This window comes from Burkholderia crassaminum (assembly GCF_964265005.1).
Lineage (GTDB): Bacteria > Pseudomonadota > Gammaproteobacteria > Burkholderiales > Burkholderiaceae > Burkholderia.
On sequence record NZ_OZ183800.1, the window covers coordinates 2,039,895 to 2,061,587 of the forward strand.

General features: G+C 67.8%; 19 protein-coding genes and 1 pseudogene. 9 read left to right on the forward strand and 11 right to left on the reverse strand.

Features of this window, described 5'->3' with window-relative positions:
- Window positions 1-21: 21 nt before the first annotated feature.
- Window positions 22-759, reverse strand: coding sequence for a helix-turn-helix domain-containing protein (locus ACPTTF_RS26130; RefSeq protein WP_166953175.1), 738 nt, complete (start codon window positions 757-759; stop codon window positions 22-24).
- 120 nt (window positions 760-879) lie between these two features.
- Between ACPTTF_RS26130 and ACPTTF_RS26135 the strand changes: the two genes are divergently transcribed.
- The 3 genes from ACPTTF_RS26135 to pcaG all read left to right on the forward strand — a co-directional run bounded on the left by ACPTTF_RS26135 (window position 880) and on the right by pcaG (window position 3,025).
- Window positions 880-1,446 (forward strand): YiiX/YebB-like N1pC/P60 family cysteine hydrolase, encoded by a 567-nt coding sequence (locus ACPTTF_RS26135; protein ID WP_423368801.1) that lies wholly within the window; start codon window positions 880-882, stop codon window positions 1,444-1,446.
- Between the two features lie 274 nt (window positions 1,447-1,720).
- Window positions 1,721-2,428, forward strand: a complete 708-nt coding sequence (gene pcaH / locus ACPTTF_RS26140; protein ID WP_423368802.1) for a protocatechuate 3,4-dioxygenase subunit beta — start codon at window positions 1,721-1,723, stop codon at window positions 2,426-2,428.
- Between the two features lie 3 nt (window positions 2,429-2,431).
- Window positions 2,432-3,025 (forward strand): protocatechuate 3,4-dioxygenase subunit alpha, encoded by a 594-nt coding sequence (gene pcaG / locus ACPTTF_RS26145; RefSeq protein WP_423368803.1) that lies wholly within the window; start codon window positions 2,432-2,434, stop codon window positions 3,023-3,025.
- Window positions 3,026-3,486: 461 nt separating this feature from the next.
- On the opposite strand, the gene ACPTTF_RS26150 is transcribed toward pcaG, so the two are convergent.
- A complete protein-coding gene (locus tag ACPTTF_RS26150) occupies window positions 3,487-4,266 on the reverse strand; it encodes an AraC family transcriptional regulator (RefSeq protein ID WP_423368804.1) in 780 nt (259 codons plus the stop codon).
- A gap of 142 nt (window positions 4,267-4,408) precedes the next feature.
- Between ACPTTF_RS26150 and ACPTTF_RS26155 the strand changes: the two genes are divergently transcribed.
- Window positions 4,409-5,188 carry an alpha/beta fold hydrolase gene (locus ACPTTF_RS26155; protein WP_423368805.1) on the forward strand — a complete coding sequence of 260 codons (780 nt, stop codon included), beginning with the start codon at window positions 4,409-4,411 and terminating at the stop codon, window positions 5,186-5,188.
- A gap of 35 nt (window positions 5,189-5,223) precedes the next feature.
- Here the strand turns inward: ACPTTF_RS26155 and ACPTTF_RS26160 are convergent, their stop codons facing one another.
- From ACPTTF_RS26160 to ACPTTF_RS26195, 8 genes are all read right to left on the reverse strand, one after another.
- Window positions 5,224-6,051, reverse strand: a complete 828-nt coding sequence (locus ACPTTF_RS26160; RefSeq protein ID WP_423368806.1) for a M55 family metallopeptidase — start codon at window positions 6,049-6,051, stop codon at window positions 5,224-5,226.
- Window positions 6,048-7,130: a P1 family peptidase gene (locus tag ACPTTF_RS26165; protein WP_423368807.1), complete on the reverse strand. Its 1,083-nt coding sequence runs from the start codon at window positions 7,128-7,130 to the stop codon at window positions 6,048-6,050. The genes ACPTTF_RS26160 and ACPTTF_RS26165 overlap by 4 nt, the downstream gene beginning before the upstream one ends.
- The gene (gene gsiD / locus ACPTTF_RS26170; protein WP_166953189.1) at window positions 7,130-8,023 is read right to left on the reverse strand and encodes a glutathione ABC transporter permease GsiD; all 894 of its coding nucleotides are present in this window, start codon (window positions 8,021-8,023) and stop codon (window positions 7,130-7,132) included. The genes ACPTTF_RS26165 and gsiD overlap by 1 nt, the downstream gene beginning before the upstream one ends.
- A gap of 7 nt (window positions 8,024-8,030) precedes the next feature.
- Window positions 8,031-8,951 carry a glutathione ABC transporter permease GsiC gene (gsiC, locus tag ACPTTF_RS26175; RefSeq protein WP_166953191.1) on the reverse strand — a complete coding sequence of 307 codons (921 nt, stop codon included), beginning with the start codon at window positions 8,949-8,951 and terminating at the stop codon, window positions 8,031-8,033.
- A gap of 79 nt (window positions 8,952-9,030) precedes the next feature.
- Window positions 9,031-10,593: a glutathione ABC transporter substrate-binding protein GsiB gene (gene gsiB / locus ACPTTF_RS26180; RefSeq protein ID WP_423368808.1), complete on the reverse strand. Its 1,563-nt coding sequence runs from the start codon at window positions 10,591-10,593 to the stop codon at window positions 9,031-9,033.
- Window positions 10,594-10,688: 95 nt separating this feature from the next.
- Window positions 10,689-12,590 (reverse strand): dipeptide ABC transporter ATP-binding protein, encoded by a 1,902-nt coding sequence (locus ACPTTF_RS26185; protein WP_166953195.1) that lies wholly within the window; start codon window positions 12,588-12,590, stop codon window positions 10,689-10,691.
- A gap of 29 nt (window positions 12,591-12,619) precedes the next feature.
- The gene (locus ACPTTF_RS26190; RefSeq protein ID WP_423368809.1) at window positions 12,620-13,621 is read right to left on the reverse strand and encodes an isoaspartyl peptidase/L-asparaginase family protein; all 1,002 of its coding nucleotides are present in this window, start codon (window positions 13,619-13,621) and stop codon (window positions 12,620-12,622) included.
- The gene (locus ACPTTF_RS26195; protein ID WP_423368810.1) at window positions 13,618-14,562 is read right to left on the reverse strand and encodes a MurR/RpiR family transcriptional regulator; all 945 of its coding nucleotides are present in this window, start codon (window positions 14,560-14,562) and stop codon (window positions 13,618-13,620) included. Before ACPTTF_RS26195 ends, ACPTTF_RS26190 begins: the two co-directional genes overlap by 4 nt.
- Before the next feature lie 244 nt (window positions 14,563-14,806).
- Here ACPTTF_RS26195 and ACPTTF_RS26200 point away from each other — a divergent pair.
- The 3 genes and pseudogenes from ACPTTF_RS26200 to ACPTTF_RS26210 all read left to right on the forward strand — a co-directional run.
- Window positions 14,807-14,968, forward strand: a pseudogene (locus ACPTTF_RS26200) (porin); the annotation flags it as partial.
- A gap of 318 nt (window positions 14,969-15,286) precedes the next feature.
- A complete protein-coding gene (locus tag ACPTTF_RS26205) occupies window positions 15,287-17,308 on the forward strand; it encodes a BCCT family transporter (RefSeq protein ID WP_423368811.1) in 2,022 nt (673 codons plus the stop codon).
- A gap of 58 nt (window positions 17,309-17,366) precedes the next feature.
- Window positions 17,367-17,678 carry a hypothetical protein gene (locus tag ACPTTF_RS26210; protein WP_166953204.1) on the forward strand — a complete coding sequence of 104 codons (312 nt, stop codon included), beginning with the start codon at window positions 17,367-17,369 and terminating at the stop codon, window positions 17,676-17,678.
- 99 nt (window positions 17,679-17,777) lie between these two features.
- Here ACPTTF_RS26210 and ACPTTF_RS26215 read toward each other — a convergent pair whose 3' ends face one another.
- The gene (locus ACPTTF_RS26215; protein ID WP_423368812.1) at window positions 17,778-18,626 is read right to left on the reverse strand and encodes a class I SAM-dependent methyltransferase; all 849 of its coding nucleotides are present in this window, start codon (window positions 18,624-18,626) and stop codon (window positions 17,778-17,780) included.
- A 197-nt stretch (window positions 18,627-18,823) separates the two neighbouring features.
- Here ACPTTF_RS26215 and ACPTTF_RS26220 point away from each other — a divergent pair, with 197 nt between their 5' ends.
- Window positions 18,824-20,287, forward strand: coding sequence for a metallophosphoesterase family protein (locus tag ACPTTF_RS26220; protein WP_423368813.1), 1,464 nt, complete (start codon window positions 18,824-18,826; stop codon window positions 20,285-20,287).
- Entirely contained in the window at window positions 20,284-21,678 is a 1,395-nt protein-coding gene (locus ACPTTF_RS26225) for a cytochrome-c peroxidase (RefSeq protein WP_423368814.1), read from the forward strand. The genes ACPTTF_RS26220 and ACPTTF_RS26225 overlap by 4 nt, the downstream gene beginning before the upstream one ends.
- Window positions 21,679-21,693 lie beyond the last annotated feature (15 nt).

Consider the following 21,693-nt stretch of genomic DNA (forward strand, 5'->3'; position numbering starts at 1 on the left):
CCCCAAGCATTCGACGATGTGTCACGCGCGACGCCGCAGTGCCTGGAAACCGGCCGGCTCCCACATGCGCTTCGCGATCAGCAAGCTCGTCCCGTGCTTCTGTGCGAGCGGGGCAGACGACGATTCCGCATGCAGCGCGGCCGCCTTGCTGCGCAGCCGGCGCAATTCCAGCTCGAGCTCCGCGGAGGCGGCCGCCGTCAGCATCCCCTGCGAGAACGTCATCGTCTCGCCCTCCCCGTCGAAGCGGCTGTCGAGAAAATCGCCGAGCGCGTGCGCATGGAAATAACGGCGAATCGGCCCGCCGGGCAGCCAGTCGAAATCGCGCGCGACACGCACGCGAATCCGGTCGCCCGGCAACAGCGCGACGACGTTCATCCGGTCGAGCATCAGCAGGTATTTCACGCACTCGGCCTGCGTCACCTGATAGGCCGACACGATGTCCTGCACGGTCCAGTAGTTGATTGCGCAGACAGCAACGAGCAGCAGTTTGTCGTCCGACACGAGCAGCGCCTCCTGCTGCTCGGTCAGCACGCGCAGCCTCGGCGCCGACGCGGAAGCCTCCTGCACGAGCTCGGCCAGCGTAAAGCCGAGGAGCTGCGCGATCTCCACGACACGCTCCAGCGTAAAGCGGCCGCTGGCGAACAGCCGCTTCACGCTCGTCTCGGAGACGTCGAGCGCCCGCGCGACGTCGCGGTAGGTCATGCCCTGCGCCTTCAACTGGCGCTTCAGCATTTCGATGAGTTGGGCGGTTTCGGTCATATTGGTATCGAAAAATGATGCTCAAGGTCAGATATTAGGCTACCTGCGCACTCAGATGAACACTTTCGGATACTTGTCTGCATAATCCGCTCCGTGCTGTCACTGAACGACGGAGCTGAAATGACCACCCGAACCGAAATCGCCGCCTACGAATCGCACCACACCGCCCCGCGCGATGCACGCGACACGGATCGCACGATGCCGCTCGCCACGATCCGCACGCTGGCCGCCAGTGCGCACGTCGGGGATCTCGTGTTCATCCGCGTGCCGGCCAGTGCACCGCGCGACGCGGCAGGCACGACGGGCGCGTGGGCCAATCGCTTCGGCATCGTCGTCGATACGTCGGGCGACGAGCCCTTGATCGCCGAATCCGCGTTTGCGTGGACGAAGCTCACGCCGCTGTCGCGCTTCGTCTCCCGCACCGATGCCGGGCGCATCGCACTGGCGCGCCGCGTCGCCGCACCGACCGCCGATGCGCAGCGCCGGGTGCATGCAACGGCGGAACAGCGGATCGACGCGCTGCTCGGCAACCGCTTCAACCTGCGGACGCGGCGCGGGTTCTGCGCGGACTACGTGAGCGGCGTGCTCGGTGCCGACCGGGACGCGACGCCGGCCGCGCTGCTGCGCAGCGGCACGCTGTCACTCGAATTCGACGGGATCGTGTTCGATCCCGGCCGTCAGTCATAACGGGCGCGCTCAGGGGGACCGGATAACAACAAGAACGAAAACACAAAAAGCAGCGACGGGCTGGCTGGAGGGCCGTGCACGGGGTCGTCACCGACGACGCGAAGCCCGATCGCTTTTTCCGCCGGACAGGCATCCTGTCCGGCGGAATTTTCATTGGTGCGTCGAACATAATGAACGGTTATGCGATTCGCGAAAAAAGGTCATTTTGCATAACTTTCCGGATTGGCTAAAGTCCTGCCATCCCCTACGCGAAATACCTATCAGGAGACGCCCGATGGATTCCCCCACGATCCTCACGCCGCGCGACTGGCCGTCGCATCCGGCCTATGTCCACCCCGAGTACCGTTCGTCCGTGAAGCGCGGCCCGACCCGCCCGCTCATCCCGCTGAAGGAGAAGCTGCGCGACCAGTACGCGCCCGTCTACGGCGCGGAAGATCTCGGTGCGCTCGACCATGACCTGACGAAGAATGCCGTGAAGAACGGCGAGCCGCTCGGCGAGCGCATGGTCGTCACGGGCCGCGTGCTCGACGAAGTCGGCAAGCCCGTGCGCAACACGCTCGTCGAAGTGTGGCAGGCGAACGCGGCCGGCCGTTACGTGCACAAGGTCGACCAGCACGACGCGCCGCTCGACCCGAACTTCCTCGGCGCGGGCCGCTGCCTGACCGACGACGAAGGCCGCTACCGCTTCCTGACGATCAAGCCCGGCGCGTATCCGTGGGGCAACCATCCGAACGCGTGGCGCCCGAATCACATCCACTTCTCGCTGTTCGGCGATTACTTCGGCTCGCGTCTCGTCACGCAGATGTACTTCCCCGGCGACCCGCTGCTCGCATACGACCCGATCTTCCAGGGCACGCCCGAGGCCGCGCGCGATCGCCTGATCTCGCGCTTCTCGATGGACATCACCGAAGAAGGCTATGCGCTCGGCTACGAATTCGACATCGTGCTGCGCGGCCGCGACGCTACCCCGATGGAGCGCTGAACCATGACGACGCTGAAGCAAACCCCTTCGCAGACGGTCGGCCCGTACTTCGCGTACGGCCTGTGCCCGCAGCAGTACGACTACGACCTGAAGAGCCTGTTCACGCCGACGATCGCCGCGGCACACGCCGAAGGCGAGCACGTGCTGCTGGTCGGCCAGGTGTTCGACGGCGACGGCAACGTCGTCGGCGACGCGGTGCTCGAATTCACGCAGGTGGACGGCGCGGGCCGCTTTCCCGCGTCGCGCGACGACATCGCGAAATCCGGCTTCACGGGCTTCGCGCGGGTCGGCACCGGCACCGATGCGCAGCAGCGCTTCGTCGTCGAGACGGTGAAGCCCGGCCGCATCGCCGCCGGTGAAGCGCCGCACATCAACGTGACCGTGATGATGCGCGGGATCCTCACCCATGCGTTCACGCGCGTGTATTTCGACGACGAAGCGGCCGCGAACGCAGCCGACCCGGTGCTGAACGCGGTGCCGGCCGAGCGCCGCGCGACGCTCGTCGCGAAACGCGACGCGCAACCGGGCCGCCCGGTCGTCTACCGCTTCGACATCCGCATGCAGGGGCCGGACGAAACGGTGTTCTTCGACGTGTGACGCGCGTGCCGGCACACGCCGGCTTCGCCCGCTACCGCATCGCCGCTTGGCGCGATACCGACAGGCATCGCGCCAAGCGGCGTTTTTCGTGGTCAGTCGCCATCATTCGATGCTGCGGCGCATCGCGCCGGGCCACGGGTACAGACATCCGATATCAGCCGCTTCCGGCCCCTGTATCGAACGCGCGATTGAAACGCATGCTGCGACTGCACATCAATCGTGGGTCGGACAGGATATCGTTTGCGCGTTATGCGGCGTATCCTTCGTTATCCGCAACGCACCAACGGGATTAAATCAGCATCGGCAATAATTACGCATGTAATGCGCGACACCGCCGGGCAGGCTGTGCGCGCATTTTTTTCTGACCGAGTGCCTTTAAACGCGTCTGACCGAACTTGGCAGGCGCGTATTTTTTTGACGGTAACCGGCGCACCGGCGTGGCGCGCGCGGATTCGTTCCAGTCAGCGCCGAATCTCCAGATAGCGGCTCGGCGTATCGCCCAGAATGCGGCGAAACGCCGACGTGAACGCGCTAGCGCTCGCGTACCCGAGATCGAGCGCGACGCGCGTGACCGGTTGCCCGTTGCTCAGGCGGGCGATCGCCGCGAGCATGCACACCTGCTGGCGCCATGCGGCAAAACTCACGCCCGTCTGCGCGCGAAACTGCCGCGTGAACGTGCGCCGGCTCACGCCGGCGTCAGCGGCCACCTGGTCGAGATCGGCCGCGATCGACGGCGACGCGAGCAGGTGCCGGCACACCTTCGCGAGCCTTGCATCGGCCGGCAGCGGCGCATGCAGCGACAGGCGCGGCATCGTCGCGATTTCCGCGACCAGCAGCGCCATCAGCTTGCCCGCGCGCCCGTCCATGTCGTACAGGGCCGGCAGGTCGATCGCGTCGTCGATCAGTTGCCGCAGCAGCGCCGATACGCCATAGACGCCGCACTGCTCGGGCAGGCCCGCCTCGAGCGCGGCGTCGCCGGACACGAACGTGTTGAGCATCGTGACCGGCCCGGTCATCGTCATTTCATGCCGCACGCCGGCCGGCACCCAGCACGCGCGCTGCGGCGGCACCAGCCAGCGCCCGTGCGGCGTCGACACGCTGATCGTGCCGCGCGACGCGAACGCGAATTGCCCGCGCCCGTGCGCGTGCTCCGGAAACGTCGTGCCCGCCGCGTAGTCGTTCGCGGTCACGACCACGCGTCGCGGAATGTGTTCGTAGGGATCTAGCAGCGTATTTCTCACGGCCCGAATTCCATCATCAATGACCCGATATCGAAGGCGGGTCTCCTTCGCGCGAATTACGATCCGCTCCACCCTTGCGTGACCTCACGGCCGCAAGACCCGTCGGCCTGATCGGCCGGATTACCACTGCATCGGAGCGGACATGCCGAATACGTTTCATCGCGTGGGGGACGGCCCCCACCCTGTTCTTGTACTGCCCGGCTGGTTCGGCGACGCCCACGCGTTCGAACCCGTCGAAGCGTGGCTGTCGCGTGAGCATTTCAGCTATGTATTCATGGATTACCGAGGTTACGGCCGCATGCGCGACGCAGCGGGCGACTACACGATCGACGAGATCGCCGACGACGCGCTCGCGCTTGCCGATACGCTCGGTTTCGCGACCTTCAGCGTCGTCGGCCACTCGATGGGCGCGATGGCGGCCGAGAAAGTCGCCGCCATGAAGCCCGACCGGGTGCGCGCGCTCGTGCCGGTCACGCCCGTGCCTTGCGGCGGCCTGCCGTTCGACGCAGAGAAACGCGCGTTATTCGAGCGCGCCGCCGACCACGTCGCCGATCGCCGGACCATCATCGATCGCAGCACCGGTGGCCGGCTGCCCGCCGCCTGGGTCGCATGGAAAGCCGCGTATTCGGCAGCCCGTTCGTCGCCGACGGCGTTCGGCGCGTACTTCCGCGCGTGGGCCGATACGGATTTCGGCGACGAGATCGCCGGCATCCATCCGGTGAAAGTGCTGATCGGCGAGCACGATCCGGCGTTCGACGCAGCGTTGATGGCCAGCACTTACCTGCGGCGCTATCCGCTCGCCACCGTCGACGTGTTGCGCAATGCGGGCCACTATCCGATGAACGAGACGCCGCTCGCGCTGGTCGCGGCAATGGAAACGTTCCTGCTTGCCGTGGCAGCGAGCCCTGCCGCCGCGCATTGACCGGTCGCACGCCTGCGACATCGCTGCGGCACACATCACCGCAGCATGAACGACATCGCGGACAGGCTGTTCAACGTGCGCACCACATGCTCGACCGAAGGCTCGTCGAAGCGCAGCGTGACCGCATCGACGCGCTCCAGCGACGGCAGCACGCAGAACAGGTCGGCCAGCGCCGCCGTCTGCACGCGCAGCGTGCAAGCGGCCGGCACGGGCCGATGGGCGCCCGCGCGCACACCTGCCGACAGTGCCCGCGCGACCGCTTCGCGTGCAGCGGAGGCGATCCGTGCACACGACGCGGCGGGCGTGAGCGTATCGCCGCTCGATGCGCCGCCGGCCGTCTTGACCGTCTCGAAATGCGCATCCGGAAACAGCGGCTGCGTTTCCTCCGCGAACACGTCGTCGCCCGTGGCCAGCGCGACGTGCGCGCCATATTCACGTGCCAGCGCGCCGTACAGCCCGGCTTCGCCGAGCTCGACGCCGTTCAGCCACACCTGCGTGAACGCGAAGCCGTTGATCGTGTGCGCGAGGATGCCGCGCGTCTGCGATTTCGCGTGATAGCCGACCATGAACACGAGGTCGGGCTGCTGTTCGAGGCCCGCCATCATCCCGAGCGTGCGCGGCTTGCCGAGCACGACACGCGCACGCGCATCGAGCCCGTCGGGCAGCAGGTTGCGGAACCCGCCGTGCGAATCGTTGACCCACACGGCCTGCGCGCCGCCCATGAACGCGCCTTCGATCGCCGCATTCGCCTCGGCGGTCATCCAGCGCCGCGCGCGCTCGTATTCCGGATTGCCGGCGCGCGTCTGCTCGGTGGCGAACACACCGGCGACGCCTTCGATGTCGGTCGAAATCAGGATTTTCATGACTGGGTAAGAAGTCCTTCGGGGCCTTCGTTGAACAGGCGATCGAGATCGGGCACCGCATCGCGCAGCGATTGCCGCACGTGGCCGTCGCGCCCGGCCACCGTCACGGCCTGCAGCAATGCATCGGCGATGGCGTGCTCGACGCTTTCGGCCGCGGCCATGAACAGCGGATCGAGCGCCGCATCGGCGACGAGGGCCGGCAGCGCGACAGTCGATGCGTCGTGCGCGATCGTGTATGCGGTGGAGAATGCGAGCGCGAGGTCGCCGCTGCCGTGCCCGTAGACCGAGCCCGTGCGGGCCAGCCCCGCGCCCGCGCGGCGCGCGAGCCGCGACAGTTGCCGCGCGTCGAGCGGCGCATCGGTGGCCAGCAACAGGATGATCGAGCCCTGTTCGGGTGGCGCCGCGTGTGCGGCCTCGGCCGCACGCCGTTGCACGACGATGCGCCCGAGCGGCACGCCGCCGAGCGTCAGCATCGGCAGCCGGCCGAAATTCGCGAGCACGAGTGCACCGACCGTATAGGGCCGGCCGGCCGCGACGGCAATGCGCGATGCCGAACCGATCCCGCCCTTCAGGTCGAAGCACGACATCCCGCGCCCGGCCCCCACCGCGCCGCGCGCGACGTCACGTGATGCCGCGCGGCATGCGTCGTCGTAATGCGCGGCCGTGACCGCGAACGCCTGGATATCGTTCAGATAGCCGTCGTTGCACTCGAATACGAGCGGGTTGACGGTCGACCAGTCGCGGCCGATCTGCGGATTGGCCGCGATCGCCGCGCGGATCTGCGCCTGGGCGACCGCGCCGACGCCGAACGTATTGGTCAGCGCGATCGGCGTATCGAGCGTGCCGAGCTCGTCGACCTGCACGAGCCCGACACTCTTGCCGAAGCCGTTGATCACGGCGGCGCCCGCCGGCACCTTGCTACGGTACACGTCGCCCTGATGCGGCTTCACGACGGTCACGCCCGTCTGCACGCTGCCGGCATCGAGCGTGCAATGGCCGACCGTCACGCCCGGCACGTCGGCGATCGTGCCGCGCGGCCCGGCCGGCAGCGTCGCCGTCCACATCGGTGCGCTGCCCATCAACGGCGCTCCAGCTTCGGATCGAGCGCGTCGCGCAGCCCGTCGCCGAGCAGGTTGAACGCGAGCACGGTCAGGAAGATCGCGAGGCTCGGGAAGATCGCGATGTGCGGCGCCGTCACCATGTCCGCGCGCGCCTCGTTGAGCATCGCGCCCCACTCCGGTGTCGGCGGCTGCGCACCGAGCCCGAGGAACGACAGGCTCGCGGCCGTGATGATCGACGTGCCGATCCGCATCGTGAAGTAGACGACGACCGACGACACGGTGCCCGGCAGGATGTGCCGCATGATGATCGTCCAGTCCGACGCGCCGATGCTGCGTGCGGCCTCGACATAGGTCATGTGCTTGAGCATCAGCGTGTTGCCGCGCACGAGCCGTGCGAACGCCGGGATGCTGAAGATCGCGACCGCGCAGATCACGTTGACCATCCCGTTGCCGAGGATCGCGACCACGCCGATCGCGAGCAGGATGCCCGGGAACGCGAACAGCACGTCGGCCACGCGCATCGTGATGCGGTCCCACCAGCCTTCGTAGTAGCCGGCGAGCAGCCCGAAGAACGTGCCGATCACCGCGCCGAGCGCGACCGAGAAGAAGCCGGCCGCGAGCGAGATGCGCGTGCCCGTGATGATCCGGCTGAAGATGTCGCGGCCGAGCGAATCGACGCCGAACCAGTGCACGGCCGACGGCCCAGCGTTCAGCGCGTCGTAGTCGAAATAGTTCTCCGGATCGAACGGCACGATGTGCGGGCCGACGAACGCCAGCACGACGAGCGCCAGCACGAAGCCGCCCGCGACGAGCGCGACGGTCTGCTTGCGGAACTTGCGCCAGAATTCGCGCCACGGCGTGCGGATCGCGGTCGGTGCGGCCGGCGCCGCGGGCTGGACAGTCGCGTTCATGGGCGCCTCACTTGAACCGGATGGTCGGGTTGATGACCGCGTACAACACGTCGACGGTCAGGTTGATCAGGATGAATTCGAGCGAAAACAGCAACACGATCGCCTGGATCACAGGGTAGTCGCGCATCGTCACGGCATCGACAAGCAGGCGCCCGAGGCCCGGCCAGTTGAACACGACCTCGACGACGATCGAGCCGCCGAGCAGGAAGCCGAACTGCAGCCCCATCATCGTGACGACCGGGATCATTGCGTTGCGCAGGCAGTGCTTGAGCACCACCATCGGCTCGTGCACGCCTTTCGCGCGCGCGGTGCGCACGAAATCCTCGTTCAGCACCTCGACGAACGATGCGCGCGTGAAGCGCGCCATCACGGCCGCCACCGCCGCGCCGAGCGTCAGCGACGGCAGCACGTAGCTCCGCCACGAACCGTCCGGCACGACCGGCAGCCAGCCGAGCTTCACCGAGAAAATTTCCATCAGCAGCATGCCGAGCGCGAACGCGGGAAACGAGATGCCCGACACCGCAATCGTCATGCCGAGGCGGTCCGGCCAGCGGTTGCGCCACACCGCCGACGCGATGCCGATCGCCATGCCGAAGGCCGTCGCCCACACCATGCTGACGAGCGTCAGCATCAGCGTCGGCATGAAGCGCTCGCCGATCTCGGTCGATACCGGCCGCTTGCTGCGCGTCGACAGGCCGAAATCGCCGTGCGAGATCTTCACGAAGAAGTTCACGAACTGCGCGGGCAGCGGCTGGTCGAGGCCGAGATCGGTACGCACCAGCGCGACCGTCGCATCGTCGGCTTCGGGCCCGGCCGCGAGCCGCGCCGGGTCGCCCGGGAGCAGGTGGACGAACAGGAACACCAGCACCGCGACGATCGCGAGCGTGGGCAGCAGGCCGAACAGGCGTTTGACGAGAAAATTCAGCATGGGGCACCGATCGAATCAGTGTGCCGGCGGCTTGCGCCGCCGGCACCGCGTGGCGGGCGAACCGCCGTCATCACCACTGTCATTTCAGCGAGATTTCGTCGAAGTTGAACGAGCCGTCCGGCATCACGTACGCGCCCTGCAGCCGCTTGCTGCGCGCATACACGATCTTCTCCTGCACGAGGAAGATCCACGGCGCATCGGTCCAGATCTGCTTCTGCGCATCGGTGTAGAGCTCGGTCTTCTTCGCGCGGTCGACCGTCTCCAGCGCCTTCGAGAGATCGCCGTCGACCGTGTCGTTCTTGTAGTACGCGGTGTTCAGGAGCTTCGGCGGCGCCGACGCGCCGGCGAGCAGCGGCGTGATCGCCCAGTTCGCCTCGCCGGTCGACGACGACCAGCCGATGTAGTACATCCGCACCGGCGCCTTCGCCGGATCCGGCGCGCTCTCGACCTTCGCGACGCGCTCGCCGGCTTCCAGCGCCTGCACCTGCACCTTCACGCCGACCTGCGCGAGCTGCTGCTGCACGAACTGGATCGCCTTCTGCGACGTCGAGTTGTTATAGGCGGACCACAGCGTCGTCTCGAAGCCGTTCGGATAACCGGCCTCCTTCAGCAGCGCGCGCGCCTTCGCCGGGTCGTACGGCCACGGGCCCAGCTTCGTCGCGTAGTCCACACCCTGCGGCACGACACCGGTGGACGGCGTCGCGAAGCCAGCGAACGCGACCTTCGCGAGCGCTTCCTTGTTCACCGCGTAGTTCAGCGCCTGGCGCACCTTCGGGTTGTCGAACGGCTTCTGCTGCATGTTGAGCGACACGTAGCGCTGCACGATCGACGGCCGCTCCACGACGTCGACCTTCGGGTTGCCCTTCAGGTCGTTCGCCTGCTCGAACGGGATGCGGAACGCGAAATCGGCCTCGCCCGTCTTGATCAGCGCCGCACGCGTGTTGTTGTCGACCACCGGCTTCCAGTCGATCGCGTCGATCTTCGGATAGCCCTTCTTCCAGTAGCCGGCGAACTTCTTCACCTTCAGGTCGTCGGTCTGCTTCCATTCGACGAACTCGAACGGGCCCGTCCCGACCGGGTGCAGCGCAATGTCGCGGCCCCACTTCTTCAGCGCGGCCGGCGAGATCATCACGGCCGACGGGTGCGCGAGCGTGTTGATCAGCGCCGAGAACGGCTCGCGCAGCGTGATCTTCACCGTGTACGGATCGACCACTTCGGTCTTCTCGATCACGCGGAACATGTTGTAGCGCTTCAGGTGGTTCGCCGGATCGGTCACGCGGTCGAAGTTCGCCTTCACGGCCGCTGCGTTGAAATCGGTGCCGTCGTGGAACTTCACGCCCTGGCGCAGCTTGATCGTGTAGACCTTCGCATCCGGGCTTGCGTCGTAGCTGGTCGCCAGCACGTTGACGAGCTTCATGTCCTTGTCGAAGCCGAACAGCCCCTGGTAGAACGACTTGACGACGGCCTGCGACACCGTGTCGTTTGCGTCGTACGGGTCCATCGTCGTGAACGTCGAATCCACCGCCATCACCGCGGTCTGCTGCGCGAACGCGGGCACCGCGGCCGACAGCGCGAGCGCGCCGGCAAGCGCGGCGAAACACGCGCGCGGACGAAACATCGGGAACGGATGCTGCTTGGTCATTTTGCTGGGCTCCTATCGGTGAATCGGTGACGCCTCACGGGCGTTTCGGTTTCGACTTCCTGCAAGCTCGCGCATCGCCAGGGCGATGCAGTTCTTCAGTACGCGCCGCCGACGCGGTGCGTCGCGACGTAGTGATCGGGGCCGACCGCGACGAGCGGCGCGACGAGCGGCTCGTCGCCGGCCGCGCGGATCGGGCTCGGGATTTCGTCCGCCGCGAGCTGACGCGGTGCGTGCCGGCGCGCGGGGTCGGCCACGGGCACCGCGCTCATCAGCTTCTTCGTGTAGGGATGCTGCGGCGCCTCGAACACCGCGCGGCGCGGGCCGATCTCGACGATCTGGCCGAGATACATCACCGCGACGCGATGGCTGATGCGCTCGACCACGGCCATGTCGTGCGAGATGAACAGATATGCGACGCCGAGCTCGCGCTGCAGGTCGAGCATCAGGTTGACGATCTGCGCCTGCACCGACACGTCGAGCGCCGACACCGATTCGTCGGCGATCACGACCTTCGGGTTCAGCGCGAGCGCGCGCGCGATCGCGATCCGCTGGCGCTGGCCGCCCGAGAATTCGTGCGGATAGCGGCGTGCGGCCTCGGGCGGCAGGCCGACCTTGTCGAGCAGCCAGTCGACGCGCGCCTGTGCTTCGCGGCCGCTCGCGACGCCGTGCACGAGCAGCGGCTCCATGATCGAGAAGCCCACCGTCAGGCGCGGGTTCAGCGATGCGAACGGATCCTGGAAGATGAACTGGATGTTCCGGCGCAGCGCCTGCAGGTCATGCCCCTTCATTGCGCTGATGTCGCGGCCGTCGAACTCGATCGAGCCGCTCTGCGATTCGACGAGGCGCAGCAGCGAGCGGCCGGTGGTCGACTTGCCGCAGCCCGATTCGCCGACCAGTGCGAGCGTCTCGCCCGCGCGCAATTCAAAGCTCACGCGTTCGACCGCATGCACGTATTGCGATACGCGGCCGAACACGCCGCTCTTCACCGGGAAGCGCGTCACGAGATCGCTCACGCGCAGGATCGGCGGCGCAGCATGATCGACAGGCGGCTGCACATCGTCATTCGCCGCCGATGCGGGCGCTGGTGCTGCCGTGTTTGCGCCCTCCACCTTCAGCAGCGGGAATTTCTCGGGCGCGTCGGTGCCCTGCATCGAGCCGAGTTTCGGCACGGCCGCGAGCAGCGCGCGCGTGTAGCGATGCGCGGGCGCCGCGAAGATGCGATCCGATTCGCCCTCCTCGACCTTCTCGCCGCGATACATCACGAGCACGCGATCGGCCACTTCGGCCACCACGCCCATGTCGTGCGTGATGAAAATCACGCCCATGTTCATTTCGTCCTGCAGCCCGCGCACCAGTTGCAGGATCTGCGCCTGGATCGTCACGTCGAGCGCGGTCGTCGGCTCGTCGGCGATCAGCAGCGCGGGCCGGCACGACAGCGCCATCGCGATCATCACGCGTTGCCGCATCCCGCCCGACAGCTGGTGCGGATAGCGCGCGAACACGCGGCGCGCCTCCGGAATGCGCACGAGTTCGAGCAGCCGCAGCGTCTCCGCACGCGCTTCCGACGCGCTCTTCGACTGATGCAGCGCGATCGCCTCGCTGATCTGGTCGCCGACGGTAAACACCGGGTTCAGCGACGTCATCGGTTCCTGGAAAATCATCGCGATGTCCGCACCGCGAATGCCGCGCATCGTCGCACCGCTTGCCTGCGCAAGATCGACGAGCGCGCCGCCGCGCCGGCGGAACGCGATCCGGCCGTTCGTGATCGCGCCGCCGCCGTGCTCGACGAGCCGCATCAGCGCGAGCGACGTGACCGACTTGCCCGAGCCCGATTCGCCGACGATCGCGAGCGTCTCGCCGCGATCGACGTGAAACGACACGTTGCGCACCGCGTCGAACGTCGCGCCTTCGCGCCGGAACGTGACCGACAGGTCGTCGACGGCCACCACGCGCTGCTCGGGCAGCACCAGGCCGGACGGATTACGGCTCGAAGTCATCGTGGGTCTCCTCCTCGTGCGGTCCGGGATCAGGCCGTATCGTCGTCGCGATAGATGCCGACCACCGGCGCTTCGCCGACGCGCGCATAGCCGCGGTACATCCCTTCGGTGTTGAACGGCATCGCGACGTTGCCCTGCGCGTCGACCGCGATGATCCCGCCGCGGCCCGCCAGGCGCGGCAGCTTGTTCATCACGACGTCGTGCGCGGCATCGGCGAGCGACGCGCCGCGGTACGCGATCTGCGCGGCAACGTCGTGCGCGGTCGCGAGCCGGATGAACATCTCGCCCGTGCCGGTCGACGACACCGCGCAGGTTGCGTCGTCCGCATAGCAGCCTGCGCCGATGATCGGCGAATCGCCGACACGCCCCGGCTGCTTGTTCGTGATGCCGCCCGTCGACGTCGCCGCCGCGATGTGGCCATGCTGGTCGCACGCGACTGCGCCGACCGTGCCGTGCTTGCGGTCCGGATCAAGCGGCTCGGCCGGCTGCGGCGTCGATTGTGAAGCGCCGAACGCGAACGACGCCGCGTCATGGTCGAGCATCACGCCGGCTGCCGCGCGTGCCTTGATCCACTGCGCGTGCCGCGCTTCGGTGTCGAAATAGCCGGGCTCTGCGAGTTCGAGCCCCTGCGCGGCCGCGAACGCATCGGCGCCCGCACCGGCGAACAGCACGTGTTCGCTCGCCTCCATCACGCGCCGCGCGGCGAGCACGGGATTGCGCACGCGCGTCGCGCAGCAGATCGCACCGGCGCCGAGCGTCGCGCCATCCATGACCGCCGCGTCGAGTTCGTGCTTGCCTTCGGCCGTATAGACGGCACCGCGCCCGGCGTTGAACAGCGGGCAATCCTCGAGCATTCGCACCGCGACGGTGACGGCATCGAGCGCGCTGCCGCCGTCGGCCAGCACCTGTTGCGCGGCCGTCAGGATCGCGGTCAGTTCGGCACGGTACTGACGTTCGGTGTCGGAATCCATCGCATCGCGCAGGATCGTGCCTGCGCCGCCGTGAATCGCCACGATCGCGGGTGAAGTCATGTTTTTTTCGGACGGTGAGTAGAAGGATTGGCGGCAGGCTGCGTCGCTTGCGGCTGCATGAGCCACGGCAGCAGGAATTCGGTCATCTCGGCGGCGGATTTCGCGGACCGGTGCGTGCGCAGCGCGACCGCGTCGATCAACGCCTCGATCATCGCGAGCACGGCCGCTTCCGACGTAGCCGCGAAGCGCCGTTCGGCCGTGACGTACAGGTTCAGCGACGCGATCGGCGCGAGCGGCGATTTCGGACCGTCGGAGATACCCAGTACGCGTGCACCGCGCGCTGCTGCGCGACGGGCGAGTTCGATCGTGTCCTTCACATAGCGCGGAAACGCGAGCGCGATCACGAGATCGCGCGAGTCGGCCGTATATAAGCGCCGCGCCGCGTGCGACGGGCCGCCGAGCAGCGCGAGCGACTGCACATTGTCGTGACAGACGGACAGCCCGTGCTCCATCAGCCCGGTGAGAAACGCGCTCGACCCCGCGCCGAGGATCAGCACGCGCCGCGCGCCGACGATCGCCTCGACCGCGGCCTCGACATCGGCTGCGTCCAGTTGCGCGCGCGTGTTCTCGATGTTCGCGACGGCCTGGTCGAATACCGCGTCGATCCATACGGCGCCGCGTACACCGGGCTCCTGCTCCTGCGCGGAACGCAGCCGCTCGACCGGCCCGAGCGTCGCCTCGAAGCCGCGCACGAGCGCCGCGCGCATCGCCGGATAGCCGTCGAAACCGAGCGCCTTCGCGAAGCGGTTCGCGGTCGCGATCGACGCATTTACGGCCTGCGCGAGTTCGTCGATGCGCATCGTCGCCGCGCGGAACGGATTCGCGAGCACGAACTCGCCCATGCGCCGATGGATCGGCGTCATCAACGGCATCGCCGACGCGATCCGCTCGGCGATCGCGGGTTCGTCTTGACTGGCATCGTGCGGAACGAGAGGCGTCATGCGAAGGGTTGTTGAAAGAATGATGGAAATGAATTTACACAATCCGGGTCATGAAAAGAAATAAATTTTCATCAGGGTTGTCACACCCCGTTCCTGCGCCATGCGATCTCCTGACGCTCGCACAGCCCCGCCGCACGGGCCTTTGGCACGTGATTGCCGCACCTCGCCACGTGCGTTGACTGCCCTCGCTCATCGGGAAAACCCCGAGTAAGTTCGTTCGAATGCAATTTCGCGTTGACCGGATTCGCTGCAGGCGTACACGCAATCGAGCGGGCAGACGCTCGGTGCGCAAGGGGCCGGCCACGTGATCGACGCGGCGCCGATCGCTGGCGATTCGCAGCAGCTCACGCCCTCGACGACGCACGGCCAGTTCGTCGGCATGGCCGGGATCGCCGTCATCTTCTGATCCATCTCGACAGCGCCTTCGGCACGCTACCCCCGCCCCGGGCGACACGCATTTCGCGCATGCCACGCGTGTTGCCTAGTCACCCGATACGCGGCCGCCGCGGCGTTTTCAGCGCCGCGCCCGCCCGTCGCACGAACCGCGCGGGTTTTCTCGATCCCTCCCGATACCTTACAATTCGTCAGGTTTATCCCTTCTGCATACCCCTTCTTGCAGTCCTGACACCGCGGTACACTCGACGCACGCCGTATCAGGGTCCGACGCGCGACACGCGCGCCGGGCGGCGTCGCGCCTCGTTGCGCCCACAACTGGATGCCAGCCATGCCAGATTCCCGCCCCTCGTCCCGCACGACATTCAAGCCACAGGTCGTGCTGCCCGCGCTCGCGGTCATCGGCGCACTGCTCGTCGTGTGCGCACTGCGCCCGAGCGAAGCCGGCGCGCTGTTCTCCGCCGGCCAGCAATGGGTCATCGCGCGCTTCGACTGGTTCTACGTGCTCGCCGTCACCGGCTTCCTCGTGTTTCTCGTGCTGATCGCCGCGAGCGACTTCGGCAACATCCGGCTCGGCCCCGACGATGCCGAACCCGAATTCAGCTTCGTGTCGTGGACAGCGATGCTGTTCGCCGCCGGCATGGGCATCGGCCTCATGTACTTCGGCGTCGGCGAGCCGATGCAGCACTTCCTGAAGCCGCCGACCGTCGACCCCGGCACGCCCGCCGCCGCGCGCGAGGCGATGCTGATGACCTTCTTCCACTGGGGCTTCCATGCGTGGGCGATCTACGGGCTGATGGGGCTCGTGCTCGCGTACTTCGGCTTCCGCTACAACCTGCCGCTGACGCTGCGCTCGGGGCTGTATCCGGTGCTGCGCGAGCGCATCAACGGCTGGATCGGTCACACGGTCGACGCGTTCGCGCTGGTCGGCACAGTCGCCGGCATCGCAACGACGCTCGGCTACGGGGTGATGCAGATCAGCGCCGGCCTGCATACGGTCGCCGGCTGGGATACGGGCAGCAATGCGTTTCGCATCGGGCTCGTCGCGCTCGTCGTGATCCTCGCCGGGCTGTCAGCCGCAAGCGGCCTCGACAAAGGCGTGCGGCGGCTGTCCGAGCTGAACCTGCTGCTCGCGTTCCTGCTGCTCGCGTTCGTGGCTGTCGCGGGCCCGACGGCGTTCCTGCTGCGCGCGCTCGGCGACAACATCGGCCAGTACCTGTCGAGCCTCGTCGACCTGTCGTTCCGCACGTACGCGTACGCATCGCCGCGCGAGGAAGGCTGGTTCGGCGGCTGGACGATCCTCTACTGGGCGTGGTGGGTATCGTGGTCGCCGTTCGTCGGCATGTTCATTGCGCGCATCTCGCGCGGCCGCACGATCCGCCAGTTCGTGATCGGCGTGCTGCTCGTGCCGACCGCGTTCAACCTCGTGTGGATGACCGTGTTCGGCAACAGCGCGATCTGGCTCGATACGCATGGTGCGGCCGGCGCGCTCGCGCAGACGGCCACCAACGTCGATTCGCTGCTGTTCCGCTTCTTCGATTTCCTGCCGCTGTCGCAAGTGCTGTCGATCGCCGCGATCGTGCTGATCGCGGTGTTCTTCGTCACGTCCGCCGATTCGGGCGCGTTCGTGATCGACCAGATCGCGACGCGCGGCAACGCGCACTCGCCGGTCTGGCAACGGCTGTTCTGGGCAGCGCTGCTCGGCGTGACGGCCGCGGTGCTGCTCGTCGCAGGCGGGCTCGGCGCCTTGCAGGCGATGACGCTGATCGCCGCGCTGCCGGTCGCGATCATCATGATCGCGCTCTGCTACGGGCTATGGCGCGGGCTCGCGGCCGACCGCGTGCACTATTCGCAGGACGTCGCGCCCGCGACGAGCTTCTGGACCGGCCAGCACTGGCGCCACCGCCTGACGCACATCCTGCGGCAGACGACCGAAGCGGAAGCACGCCAGTTCGTTGCCGAAACGGTCGAGCCCGCGCTGCGCAAAGTCGCCGACGAGTTGCGCGCGAGCGGCGTCGATGCGAACGTGCAGCGCGATAGCGACGATGCGGTGCGTCTCACCGTGCCGACCGCCGACCACCGCGATTTCGTGTACGGCGTGCGCGTGACGGTGAAATCCGCGGCCGCGTTCCTCGTACGCGAGGCGGCCGAGCCGGAAGCGGCACGGGCGCACGTGTACGGGATCGTCACGTTCTTCGAGGACGGGCGGCTTGGCTACGACGTCGAATACCTGCGCGGCGACGAAGTGATTGCCGACGTGTTGCGCCAGTACGAACGCTACGTGTCGCTCGCGGCCGACAAGCGCACGCATCTGCTGAGCCGCGCGCCGGGGCATGCGACGGAGGCCGAATGAACCCGCGTGCCGCGTTGATTGCGCCGTGGCGGCCTGCCACGCGCGACGGAGCCACACGATGACCGGGTTCCTCCAAAGCCGCGCCTCCGACGTCATCGCGCTCGGCACGCTCGCCGTGCTCTATCTCGGTGGAGCCGGCATCGCGCTATGGCGGATCCGGGCCGCGGCGCCGCGCGGCAAGGTCTACTGGATCATCTGCGCGGCGCTGCTCGCCGGCGGCGCCATCGCGATGGGCATCAACCTGTCGCCGATGCCGGACACCGGGGACATGCCGCCCGGGTTTGCGCTCGGCGTCGAGGCCGTCCTGCTCGGTCTCGCATTGGTCGCCGGCGGTTGCGCGTGGCTGATGCTGCGCGCGCGGCGACGCTGACGCACGAACGTCGCGCGGCCCGGTTTCGTTCCGCGCGAACGGCAACGCGCGGGGCGAACCGGCCGCTCCTTCCCTGGTCCGCTTCCTGACCGCAACGCGTTACGCGGACGGTGCACGCGCCGTCACGAGCCAGCATGCTGCGTCGAAGCGCACATCCGCACCGTCGACGTAAGGCTCGAACGCGGCACGCATCGTGTCGACCACGCGCCGCCGCGTTGCCTCGTCCACTTCCAGCAACGCCAGCCCGACCGGGCCCAGCCGGGTGATGTAGTCGTCCAGCGCAGGCGCGGGCAGCGCGCACGCCAGATCGACCGGCTCGATCGCAATGTCCGCCCAGCCGCTGTCCGCCAGCACCGATGCGATCCGCTGCCGCTCGCCGAACCCGAACTGTCCCGGCGCGCCGGGCCGCCGCGCGGGCAGGTTCGGCAGCAATGGCGCCGCGGCCCGCTCGGCGATCGTCATGAACGGATTGTCTGCCGCGCTGCGCCATGCGACGAACCGCATCTGCGCATTCGGCAGTGCCGCATGCCGAAGATTCGCGAAGGCGCGGACCGGATCGTCGAAGAACATCACGCCAAGGCGCGACACGATCAGGTCGACGCTCGCGGGCGCGAACGCGTGCGTCTGCACATCCGCGCGCACGAAGCTGGCGTGAACACCGCTGCGTTCGGCGCGCGCCTGCGCGGCGTCGATCATCCGGGCCGAGATATCGATGCCCGTGCATTGCGCGTGCGCACCGAGCCGCTGCGCGATTGCAACCGTGACCCCGCCTGTGCCGCAGCCGACGTCGAGCACGCTGCGCGCGGACGACGTAGCCGCCGCCTCTACAAGCAACCTCTCCAACGGCTCGAACATCCGGTCGATCGACGCCTGCGTATCGACCCAGGCACGCCCCGACGGGCCGTTCCACAGCGCGGATTGTTCGTCATTGGGCCGGCTGGTTTCCATCGTCGATTCCCCTTCTAATTGATTGACCGTGCATCGCACTTTGCTGCTTCAAGCCGGCTTGAGGTCAAGGGCCCCGGTCGCGACCGGTCGCCGCAATGTCGACGCTCGGCCCGTAAGCGAGCCCCGTCGCACCCCGTCTTTTCACATTTCTTACATTCGTGTTGCGTATCGTTGACGACTTTCCTACGGTGCCTTCCATGCGACGATTCCTCCCGCGCGCCCTGCTCGTCCGCTGCGCTCCTCTTGTTGCCCTCGCCGCGCTGTCCGCGTGCTCGAACCACATCGATTCGCCGGCCGATCCGGCGAGTGCGTCGGTCAACGTCCAGGCCGCATGGGTCGAGATCGGCGATACGAACCAGGCGATCGCACGCGTCATCACGAACTACACCCCCGCGTCGGCCGGCGATCCGCTGTGCCCGCAACTGGCCGTCGACGGCAAGCTGTCGCGCATGTCCCTGCGCGCGGGCGCCGCGACCATCGCCCAGCGGCCGACCGCCAGCGACCCGTCCGATTCGAAGCCGTCGAGCTTCCCTGTTTCCGTCTGCGAGGCGACGCTGCCGGCCGGCGCGCAGGCGGCAACCGTCGCGGGCCGCACGCTGCCGCTGCCGAAGGCGCAGCCGCAACGCATCGCGATCATCGCCGACACGGGCTGCCGCATGAAAAAAGCCGACAACGCATGGCAGGCGTGCAACGACGCGACGGTCTGGCCGCTCGACACGATCGCGGCCAGCGTCGCGAAGCTGTCGCCCGACCTGGTGATGCACATCGGCGACTACCACTATCGCGAGAACGCATGCCCGCCGGACATCGCCGGCTGCAAGGACAGCCCGTGGGGCTATGGCTGGGATACGTGGCAGGCCGACCTGTTCCGCCCGGCCGCGCCGTTGCTCGCGAAGGCACCGTGGGTCGTCGTGCGCGGCAACCACGAGGAATGCGCGCGCGCGGGCCAGGGCTGGTTCCGCTTCCTCGATCCGCGCCCGTATGCGGCCGCGCGCTCGTGCGACGATCCGGCCAACGACAACAACGCGAACTATTCGGAACCCTATGCGGTATCGCTCGGCGGCGGCTCGCAGGTGATCGTGTTCGACACCGCGAAGGTCGGCCGCACGCCGCTCAAGACGACCGACGCGCAATTCGGCATCTACCAGAAGCAGTTCCAGACGGTCGCCGCGCTCGCATCGAAGGCCGGCATGACGACGACGATCTTCACGAACCACCATCCGATCCTCGCGTTCGCGCCGATCGCCGGCAGCACGCCCGCGCCGGGCAACCTCGCGCTGCAGTCGGTGATGTCGAGCCTCAATGCGCAGGCGTACTATCCGCCCGGCGTGCACGTCGCGCTGCACGGGCACGTGCACGATTTCCAGGCGATCAACTTCTCGTCCGGGCACCCGGCGACGATCGTGTCCGGCAACGGCGGCGACAATCTCGACGTCGCGCTGCCCGACCCGTTCCCGGCCGGCCTGACGCCCGCACCGGGCGCCGTGATCGAGCGGCTGTCGCACAACAACAGCTTCGGTTTCCTGATCATGGAACGCCGGGCCGCCCCGGCGACCGGCTGGGTGTTCCACGCGTATTCGGCGGCCGGCAAGCTGCTCGCGTCGTGCAACCAGTCGGGCACGACACTCGCTTGCGACAAGACGGGGTTCATTGCGCCGTGAGTGAGGAAGTTCGATGTGACGGCCGCCATGCGCGCGGCCGGCAAACGCTGCGCACACTGGCCGCTGCCGTGCTCGCCGGCCTGACGCTCGCGGCTCAAGCCGCGCCGGCCGAAACCGTCCTGCTGCCCGGTGCGCCGCCTTCACGCGTGGTCGACACGATCGGCAACGGCACGCCGCAAGTGACGGGCAAGATCGATGCGGCTACCGCGAGATTCGCGCCCGACCCGACGCTCGTCGCGCTCGGCCGCCGGATCTTCTTCGATTCGCGGCTGTCCGAGCCGCGCGGCATGTCGTGCGCGGGCTGCCACGACCCGGGGCGCGCGTTCGCGCCGACGCTGTCGGCCGCCTCGCTCGCGGGGCCCGGCGTGCCGGAAGGCAGCCGTCCCGGGCGTTTCAGCCAGCGCAACGCACCGTCGCTGCTCTATGTGCGCTACGTGCCGCGCCGCCACTTCTACCAGGACGACGACGCGCCCGCGCCGTCACCGTTCGGCGGCCTGTTCAGCGACGGCCGCGCGGATACGCTCGCCGAGCAGATCCGCGGGCCGCTGTTCGATCCGAACGAGATGAACAACCGGTCGCCAGCCGCGCTGCTGCGCAAGGTCGACGCGACCGAACTCGCGCCCGAGCTCGCCGCGCGCTTCGGCGCATCGGTGCGGCGCGACCCCGAGCAACTGGTGCGTGCGCTGGGCCTGGCCGTCGAAGCCTATCTGCAGAGCGACGAGATGGCGCCGTTCACGTCGCGTTTCGACGCATTCCTGCGCACGCGCAAACCGCTCGCACCGGCCGAGATGCGCGGCCTCGCGCTGTTCCGGAATCCGGACAAGGGCAATTGCATGAGCTGCCACACGCTGTCGGAGACATCGAGCCGCCCGGAGCGTTCGCTTTTCACCGATTTCGGCTACGACGCGATCGCGGTGCCGCGCAATCGCGCGCTGCCGGCAAACCGCGATCCGCGTCATTTCGACAACGGCCTGTGCGACACCGCACGGCGGCTGCGCTGGCCCGAGCCGACGCAATGGTGCGGCTACCTGCGCACGCCGGGGTTGCGCAACGTCGCGGTCAAACAGACGTTCATGCACAACGGCGTGTTCACGACGCTGCGCGACGCGGTCGCGTTCTACAACACGCGCTCGACCGACCCGGGCTTCTGGTATCACGGGGCCAGAACGTTCGACGATGTGCCGGCCGCCTATCGCGGCAACATCAACGTCAACTCGACGCCGATGAACCGCCGGCCCGGCACGCTGCCCGCGCTGACCGACGCGGAAATCGACGACATCGTCGCGTTTCTCGGCACGCTGACCGACGCGCGCTATACGGGGGTCGCCGCCCCCGCGGCGCCTGCAGCCCCTGTTGCCCGGATCACGCGAACCGCTGCGCCGGCTCGCTGACCCTGGCCGAACGGC